The 8423-nt window shown below is 64.0% G+C and carries 8 protein-coding genes; all 8 read right to left on the bottom strand.

What is annotated here, in order from left to right:
* Window positions 1–39: 39 nt before the first annotated feature.
* Complete coding sequence (locus JV201_RS06285; protein WP_134325862.1) at window positions 40–1197, bottom strand: phosphatidylserine/phosphatidylglycerophosphate/cardiolipin synthase family protein; 1158 nt, start codon at window positions 1195–1197, stop codon at window positions 40–42.
* A gap of 1 nt (window position 1198) precedes the next feature.
* On the bottom strand, window positions 1199–1780 hold the full coding sequence (locus JV201_RS06280; protein WP_134325861.1) for a YceI family protein: 582 nt from the start codon (window positions 1778–1780) through the stop codon (window positions 1199–1201).
* A 160-nt stretch (window positions 1781–1940) separates the two neighbouring features.
* Entirely contained in the window at window positions 1941–2711 is a 771-nt protein-coding gene (locus JV201_RS06275) for a helix-turn-helix domain-containing protein (RefSeq protein ID WP_177021127.1), read from the bottom strand.
* Between the two features lie 64 nt (window positions 2712–2775).
* On the bottom strand, window positions 2776–4218 hold the full coding sequence (locus tag JV201_RS06270; RefSeq protein WP_219406640.1) for an amidase: 1443 nt from the start codon (window positions 4216–4218) through the stop codon (window positions 2776–2778).
* Window positions 4215–5525, bottom strand: coding sequence for a citrate-proton symporter (locus tag JV201_RS06265; protein WP_087692639.1), 1311 nt, complete (start codon window positions 5523–5525; stop codon window positions 4215–4217). Before JV201_RS06265 ends, JV201_RS06270 begins: the two co-directional genes overlap by 4 nt.
* A gap of 56 nt (window positions 5526–5581) precedes the next feature.
* Window positions 5582–6757, bottom strand: a complete 1176-nt coding sequence (locus tag JV201_RS06260) for a M20 aminoacylase family protein (RefSeq protein ID WP_219406639.1) — start codon at window positions 6755–6757, stop codon at window positions 5582–5584.
* Between the two features lie 129 nt (window positions 6758–6886).
* Window positions 6887–7201, bottom strand: a complete 315-nt coding sequence (locus tag JV201_RS06255) for an amidase (RefSeq protein WP_219406638.1) — start codon at window positions 7199–7201, stop codon at window positions 6887–6889.
* Window positions 7198–8277 carry a serine hydrolase gene (locus JV201_RS06250; RefSeq protein WP_219406637.1) on the bottom strand — a complete coding sequence of 360 codons (1080 nt, stop codon included), beginning with the start codon at window positions 8275–8277 and terminating at the stop codon, window positions 7198–7200. Before JV201_RS06250 ends, JV201_RS06255 begins: the two co-directional genes overlap by 4 nt.
* Between the last annotated feature and the right edge of the window lie 146 nt (window positions 8278–8423).

The raw sequence follows: 8423 nt of genomic DNA, 5'->3' as shown, positions 1-8423 counted from the left end.
GAGCAAGCCCGCTCCCACATTTGATTGGGGTGTTCTGGCTTATCCGCGGCGGTCCAGCAGGTTAACCACCAACCGATCAATCCACCCCCACACCCGCTGCTTCACCCGCCGCCACAATGGCCGCGACCGCCACGCCTCCAGGCTCACCGCCTGGCTCTGGGCAAAATCCCTCTCGAAACTCCCCGCCACCGCCAACGTCAGTTCCGGGTCCAGCGCCTCCAGATTTGCCTCCAGGTTGAAGCGCAGATTCCAGTGATCGAAGTTGCACGAGCCAATGCTCACCCAATCATCCACCAGCACCATTTTCAAGTGCAGGAAGCACGGCTGGTATTCAAAGATCTGCACCCCGGATTTGAGCAAACGCGGGTAGTAACGGTGCCCGGCATACCGCACCGACGGGTGATCGGTACGTGGCCCGGTCAACAGCAAACGCACATCCACCCCGCGCCCCGCCGCCCGGCGCAGGGCACGCCGTACGCTCCAGGTCGGCAGGAAATACGGCGTGGCCAGCCAGATACGCTGGTGGCCGCTGTTCAGCGCGCGGATCAGTGACTGCAAGATATCCCGATGCTGGCGGGCGTCGGCATAGGCCACACGCCCCAACCCCGGTCCTGTCGCTGGCACCTTGGGCAACCGTGGCAGGCCAAAATGCGTGGCCGGTTTCCAGGCTCTACGATCGTCGTTCGCCAGCCACTGACGGTCGAACAACGCCTGCCAATCCAGCACCAGCGGGCCACGAATCTGCACCATCACTTCGTGCCAGTCGGCGGTGTCTTCCCCGGGCGTCCAGAATTCATCCGTCACGCCGGTGCCGCCAACCACGGCGATGGTCTGGTCGATCAACAACAGCTTGCGGTGGTCCCGATAGAGGTTGCGCATCCAGCGGCGCCAGCTCAGGCGGTTGTAGAATCGCAGGTCCACCCCGGCATCGATCAACCGCCGACGCAGGCCCAGGGTAAACGCCAGGCTGCCGTAGTCATCGAACAGGCAACGTACGCGCACGCCACGTTCGGCGGCCGCCACCAGGGCCTGAACCATCGCCTCGGCACACGCGCCCGCCTCCACCAGATACAGCTCCAGCGCCACCTGTTGCTCAGCCTGGGCGATACCTTCCAGCATGCGTGGGAAGAAACTCGGGCCGTCGACCATCAGCTCGAAACGGTTGGCGCTGCGCCACGGGAACACTGCGCCGCTCATGTCAGCGCGCCGTGAAAATCAGTACCGCACCCACCGGCACCGACAGGCTGATCTGCGACAGCCCGGCGGCCTTGCGCAATGCGGCTACCCCCGGCAGCAAATCGAAATCCTCGGCGTGCACCACCAATGGCTCCAGGGTGACCACCTGGAAGCGTCGGTCATCCAGGCGGGTCGCCAGCAATTCGGTGCTGTAGGTCTGGGTCTTGCCGTGCAGGGTCACCGACAGCGGCAGGCGCAGCTCGTATTGCGCGCCGGGGGCCAGGTCGTTGATCGGTTGCAGGTTGATCTGCGCATTGATCACCGCGTCCGGGAAGGTCTTGATCTCGAACAGCTCATTGCGCATGCGCTCGTCGCGCAGCGGGATGCCGCTGTTGATCGACTCCAGTTCGACTTCCAGCTGCGCCGCGCCTTTGCTGTCGACCTTGCCATGCAGCACCAGGAAGCGCTGCACTTCAGCGATGTCGGTGTTCTTGGTGGTGACGAACGACAGGCGCGAGGACTCGTTGTCCAGGTACCAGTCGGCATGGGCAGGCACGGCGGCAGCGGCCAGCAGCAGGAAGGCCATGGGTTTGAACAGGGACATAAAGACTCTTGGGGCAAAAAACCTGGGCGAACAGTAACAAAGACCTCCTGTAGGAGCGAGCTTGCTCGCGAAGGTTGCCAACGATGACGCGGGCATTCTGAATGAACGCGGTGCCTGTGAGTTCTTCGCGAGCAAGCTCGCTCCTACGGGGGAACGGTGGTCAGGCCAACGCCTCCTGCACATCGCGAATCGTCGATTCCAGGCTGGCCAGGTGCAGGCTCAGCACCCGTTCCACCGGTGCCTGATCCATCGGCCAATGCAGCGCCATGCTGCCCACCAACCGGCCATTGGCCCGCACCGGCAAGGCCACCGCGCGAATCAGGAACGGCAGGCGCACCGGGTATTCCCAGTAGCCTTCGGTGCGTTGGCCAAACCCCTGGTGCTGGGATTGTTCACACGCCCGGTATTGATCGTCTTCCGCCACATGCTCACGACCGGCCAGGCGCTGCACTTCATCCGCCGACAATTGCGCCAGGCACGCCTTGCCCATGGCCGAGTGAAACAGGCTGGCGTGCTGGCCGACGATCTGGCAATTGTTCGGGTAGAGCTTGCGCAGCACCGTGGGGATCGCGCTTTCCATCACCTCCAGGCGTTCGCCGTCGAAGCTCGACAGGTCCACCACCAGGCCGGTGCGTTCGCTGAGGTCCAGCAGCCACGGCGCGGCGCTTTCCACCAGTTGGCGCTTGAAGCGTTGCTGGGTGTCGCCGAACAACCGTCTGGCCCGCAGGCGGTAACGCCGGTCGCTGAGGCCACGATAGATCCAGCCCTGTTCCTGCAAGGTCAGCAGCATCCGCGAGACCGTGGCCTTGGGCAGGTGAGTCAGGTAATGCAACTCTTCCAGCCCCAGCGCCTGATGCTCGCCGAGCAATTCGATGATCGCCAGTGCCCGCCCTACTGAGCGTACGGTTCCCGTCTCGGCGTCGCTGCCCATGTGTCGATCTCCTTGATGCCGATGGATGATCTGATTTCACAGCAAGATACAGGCCCGTCGCGGCTCAACCGGTCGGCGAGAGGCAAGCGGGCGGTCGCCGCTGCACCCAGCGGGTCAGTTGTTCGTGGGCGTACGCCAGTTGCAACACCGCCCTGTCCGCCTGGGCCGGGCCGATGATCTGCAGGCCCATGGGCAAGCCCCGGGGGTTGAAACCCACCGGCACGTTCATGCTCGGCAGGCCGGCCAGCGTGGGGCCGATCACCACTTCCATCCAGCGATGGTAGGTGTCCATCTCGCGCCCTGCGACGATGCGTGGCCAGGCTTGTTGTGCATCGAAAGGGAACACTTGGGCGGTGGGCAGCAACAGGAAATCGTAACGCTCGAACAGTTTGCCGAGGGCGCGGTACCAGTCGCTGCGGTTGATCGAAGCCTGGTAAACGTCCGCCGCACTCAGTTGCAATCCGCCCTGCACTTCCCATTGCGCCTCGGGCTTGAGCAGTGCACGTTTTTGCGGGTCGGCGTACGCCGCGCCGAGGGAGCCCTGGATCAGCCAATGGCGGTGCACCAGCCAGGTCTGCCACAGGCGCTCCAGAGAAAATTCCGGTTGGCAGTGCTCGACCTCGCAACCCAGCGCAGCGAAGTCCTTGAGGGCCGATTCGCACAGGCTCATCACGCCGTCTTCCATCGGCAAGTAACCGTTGTAATCCCCGAGCCAGCCCAAGCGTGCACCCTTGAAGTCGCGCTGCAATGGCTCACCCAACACCGCCGGATCCTCCTTGAGCGACAGCGGCACCCGAGGGTCATAGCCGGCCTGCACACTCAGCAGCCGCGCCACATCCGCCACGCTGCGACCCATCGGGCCTTCCGTGGCCAGTTGCTGGACGAACAGCTCCGGCGCCGGCCCGTGAGGCACCCGACCCTGGGACGGACGCAGGCCAAATACGTTATTGAACGCCCCCGGGTTTCGCAGCGAGCCCATCATGTCGCTGCCATCCGCTACCGGCAGCATGCGCAATGCCAGCGCCACCGCCGCGCCGCCGCTGCTGCCACCGGCCACCAGGCGCGGGTCATAGGCGTTGCCGGTGGTGCCGAACACGCTGTTGTAGGTCTGCGAGCCCAGGCCAAATTCCGGCACGTTGGTCTTGCCGATGATGATCGCGCCACTGGCCCGAACCCGCGCCACGCTGATCGCATCTTCTTGAGGAACATGCTCGGCGAACAGCGGCGAACCGAGGGTGGTGCGCAGGCCCTGGGTCGCCGCCAGGTCCTTGATGGCCTGGGGCATGCCGTGCATCCAGCCACGGGATTGGCCTTGGTCCAACTCGCGATCACGCTGCGCCGCTTCGGCCAGCACGTCCTCATGGGAGCGCAGCGAGACCAGCGCATTCACCGTCGGGTTGAAGCGTTCGACCTGGGCCAGATACGCCTGCATCACTTCATGGCAGGACACCTGCCGCGCATGGATCGCCCGAGACAGTTCGATGGCATCCAGTTCAACAATACTCAAGGTTTCACCTCGCTGGAAAACGGCGCCGGTCGTTTCGCCCGTGGCGCCTCATGCATGCAGTAAGTGCCCAGCAGCGTCAGGACGCAAGCGAACAGCACATAAAATGCCGGGGCTACCGGCGTGCCCAGCACCTTGCTGAGCCAGGTGACGATCAACGGCGCAAAGCCCCCGAATACCATCACCGCCACGTTGTAAGCCACCGACACCCCGGTGGAGCGTACTTCGATGGGAAACTGCTCGGCCAGGGCCGTCGGCGCCGGGCCGAAAAAGCCGCCGATGGCAGTGCACAACATCACCTGCATCACCAGCAAACGCTCTATGGACGGTGCCGCCGCGACCCACACATACAGCGGGTACACCATCACAAAAAACGCCAGGGTGAACGCCATCAATACCGGGCGCCGACCGAACCGATCCGACAGCAGGCCGGACAGCGGAATCACCACGGTCATCAGCGCCACCGCGAACATCTGCACCATCAACACCTGGTCCAGCGGCAGGCCGAGGTTCTTGTGGGCAAAGGTCGGCATGTTCACCAGCACCACGTAGAACGACACCGTTGCACCACAGGCCAGGCCCATCGAAACCAAGATGCTGCGGCGGTGGTCGCGGATGACGTCCATCAAGCTCGGCGCCGCACCCTTGGCCTGTTTGCGTGCCTCGATAAATTCCTCGGGGTCTTCCATGTGCCGGCGGATCCACAAGCCCACCGGGCCGATCAGCAAGCCGAAGATGAACGGCAGGCGCCAGCCCCAGACTTCAAGGGTTTGCGGCTCGAAGAAGTGCGTGACCAACGCCACCATCGCCGCGCCGCCGAACACCGCCAGGCACTGTCCCACCAACTGCCAGGAACCGTACAGGCCCTTGCGATGGGCCGGCGCGCTCTCCACCAGGAACGCCGTGGCACTGGCGTATTCACCGCCGGTGGCAAAGCCCTGGAGCATGCGCGCAACCACGATCAGCATCGGCGCGCCCATGCCGATGGCAGCATAGCTGGGGGCGAAAGCGATCAGGGCGATGGAGATGGTCATCAACCGGATGATCAGTTGCATCGCAGCCTTGCGGCCTTTGCGGTCCGAATACATGCCCAGCAGAATCCCGCCCACCGGGCGCATGAAGAAGCCGACGCCAAAGGTGGCCAGGGCCATCAGCAGCGAGGCGTATTCATCCTCCGAGGGGAAAAACTGCCGGGCGATAATGCTGGCGAGAAAGCCGTAGACGATGAAGTCATACCATTCCAGCGCATTGCCGATCACCGCCGCCACCACTTGGCGGGTGCGGGATACACCTTGTTTTGAAGCCTGCATGGGAACACTCCATTCAACCAGTCGGAAAAGGGTCCAGCGGCAGAAAAAAGAGGTCGTCAGGCGGGCTTGAGCCAGCTCTCGGCCAGCGCGCCCCAGTAGGCGGCGCCGGTCAACAGGATGTCGTCGTTGAAGTCATAGGCGGGGTTGTGGACCATCGGCCGCGACACGCCGTTGCCGATAAACAGGTAGCTGCCGGGGCAGCGTTGCAGCATCCAGGCGAAGTCTTCGCTGCCCATCAGCTTGGTGGTGTTGCCGTCGACGGCATCTTCACCCAGCAGGGCGACGCCGACCTGGCGGGCGAATTCGGTTTCTTCGGGATGGTTGACCAGCACCGGATAGGCCGGGCGATGTTCGATCTGCGCGGTGCAGCCGAAGCTCGCGGCCTGGGTCAGGATGATCGCCTTGACCCGCTCCAGCATCAGTTCACGCACGTTTGCATCCAGGGCACGCAGGCTCAAACGCAACAGTGCTTGCTGGGGAATCACGTTGGCCGCCTGGCCCGCTTGCAGGGCACCGACGGTCACCACGGCGGCTTCCTGGGCATTGATATTGCGCGCCACCACGGTCTGCAATGCCATGACCATACTGGCGGCGGCCACCAGCGGGTCGACCGTCAGGTGCGGCATGGAGCCATGGCCACCGACGCCTTCGAGGGTCACGGTGAGCAGGTCCTGGGAGGCCATCATCGGTCCAACGCGCAGGCCCAGATGGCCGGCGGGCAAGCCCGGCATGTTGTGCATGCCGAACAATGCGTCGCAGGGAAACCGCTCCAGCAAGCCGTCGGCGAGCATGGCTTCGGCGCCGCCCTGGCCTTCTTCGGCGGGCTGGAAAATCAGGTTCAGGGCGCCGTCGAATTGACGGGTCGCGGCCAGGTAACGCGCGGCGCCCAGCAGCATGGTGGTGTGGCCGTCATGACCGCAGGCATGCATGCAGCCGGCGTGTTGGCTGCTGTAGCTGGCGCCGGTGTTTTCGATGATCGGCAACGCGTCCATGTCGGCGCGGATACCGAGCTTGCGCGAGCTGCTGCCATTGCGCAGCACACCCACCACGCCGGTCTGGCCGATGCCGGTATGGACTTCGTAGCCCCAGTTACGCAGGGATTGCGCCACCAGGGCGGAGGTGCGGTTTTCTTCAAAACCCAGTTCGGGGTGGGCGTGAATGTCCTGACGCACGGCGTGCAGGTCGCTGGCGACATCGCTCAGCCAATCCAGGATGTGCTGGTGTGGACTCATGGTGATTCTCCTCGCAGGCGGGTGTTCCCGTTCTTTTTCGTTGCACACCGCCAGATAACCGCGATGTGCGCAGGAGGACAATCAAAGGTGGTTCCACCCTGTGGAACCTCAGCCCCACCTGTGGCTGCATTAGGGCAAGAGGCGGCAGCCCTCGCGTTGGCCCAGCCATTGGGCACTGTGGGCGCGGCCCAGGCCGCTGGCGGTCACGAGGTGTTTTTCAGGGTTGTCGGTGAAGGCGCTGGTGGGCACGTATTGCTTCACATAACCCAGGCAATAATCAGCGGGATTGCCTTCCACATATCGGCAGGAGCAGTACTCCTTGGCGGTGTAGGCCGCGATGATGTCGGGGAAGGCTTGCAGATTGACCCGCTCGTGCCAGACCCAGCCGAGCAACACGAGTAACAGCAGGATCAACAGGCTGACGAAGGGATGACGGCGGATCATGGTTGCACCGCTGCAAGGACGCGTTTGAGGAGTTCGTTGTGGCGATAGCTGCCGTCGCGGTCGTCGCCATAGCGCACGATGACCAGCTGTTTTTCGGGCATCACGTAGAGCGCCTGCCCCCAGTGGCCGAGGGCGGCGAAGGTGTCGGCGGGCGCGTCCGGCCAGGGTCTGGCGGCGCCCTGCACTTCGCGGTTGAGCCACCATTGGCCGCCCGGAACGGCTTCGTCCTGGCCCGCCTTGTACTTGTCGAACGGTTGGCGATTGAACGCGACCCACTCCTTGGGCAGCAACTGTTGCTCGCCCCAACGGCCGTCGCGCTGCATCAGCAGGCCGACACGGGCCAGGTCGCGGGCGGTGAGGTAGGCATATGAGGACGCGACGAAGGTTTCCTCGGCATCGCTTTCCCAGGTGGCGTTGCGGATGCCCAGTGGCTGGAACAGGGTGGTCCATGGGTAGTCGACGTAGGCCTTGTGGCCGAGCATGCCCTTGAGGGTGGCGGACAGGATATTGCTGTCGCCACTGGAATAGCGGAATGCCTGGCCGGGGGCGCTGGAGGTCGCGGTGTCGGCGGCGAACTCGGCCATGTCGTGGTGGCCGCGGGTGTAGAGCATGGCGACCACCGAGGATTTCAGCGGGGCGTATTCGTAGTCTTCCTGCCAGTCGAGGCCCGAGGCCCAGTGCAGCAGGTCGGCCATGGTCACGCCGGGGTGTTGTTTCATCGGCGGGTAAAAGCGCGCGGCGGGGTCGGTGAGTTTGAAGCGGTTTTCGCCGAAGGCCACGCCGAGCACGGTGGCCATCAGGCTTTTGCTGATGGACCAGGTCAAGTGCGGGGTGCTGGCCGTGGTGGGGGCGGCGTAGCGTTCGTAGATGATCTGGCCGTCGCGGATGACCAGCAAGGCGTCGGTGCGGACGCCTTTGCGGGTGGTGTCATCGCGGGGTGGGAAGGCGTAGTCGTCCAGGGCTTGGGCGGCCGGGCCGGTTAGCGGTTGGCCTTGGGACCAATCCTTCTGCGGCCAGGTTTCGGCGTGGGCCGTCAGGGTGAACAGCAGCGCGGCGTAGAGCAGGCCTTTGAACATGGATTGGGACTCGGGGGCGTTCGAGCCCGCGAGCCTAGCCTAGGGGAATGACGGTTTTGTTACGGACTCTGGAGGGGGTACATATCCGTTATTTGGGTGATGGCTGAGATTGGTTCCGCTCTTACAGCGGCTCACTTTTGAACAGC

The sequence above is a fragment of the Pseudomonas sp. Colony2 genome, assembly GCF_019382755.1.
Taxonomy (GTDB): Bacteria; Pseudomonadota; Gammaproteobacteria; order Pseudomonadales; family Pseudomonadaceae; genus Aquipseudomonas.
Note: the sequence above shows the minus strand (reverse complement) of the source record. Positions and strands in the feature narration are given on the sequence as shown.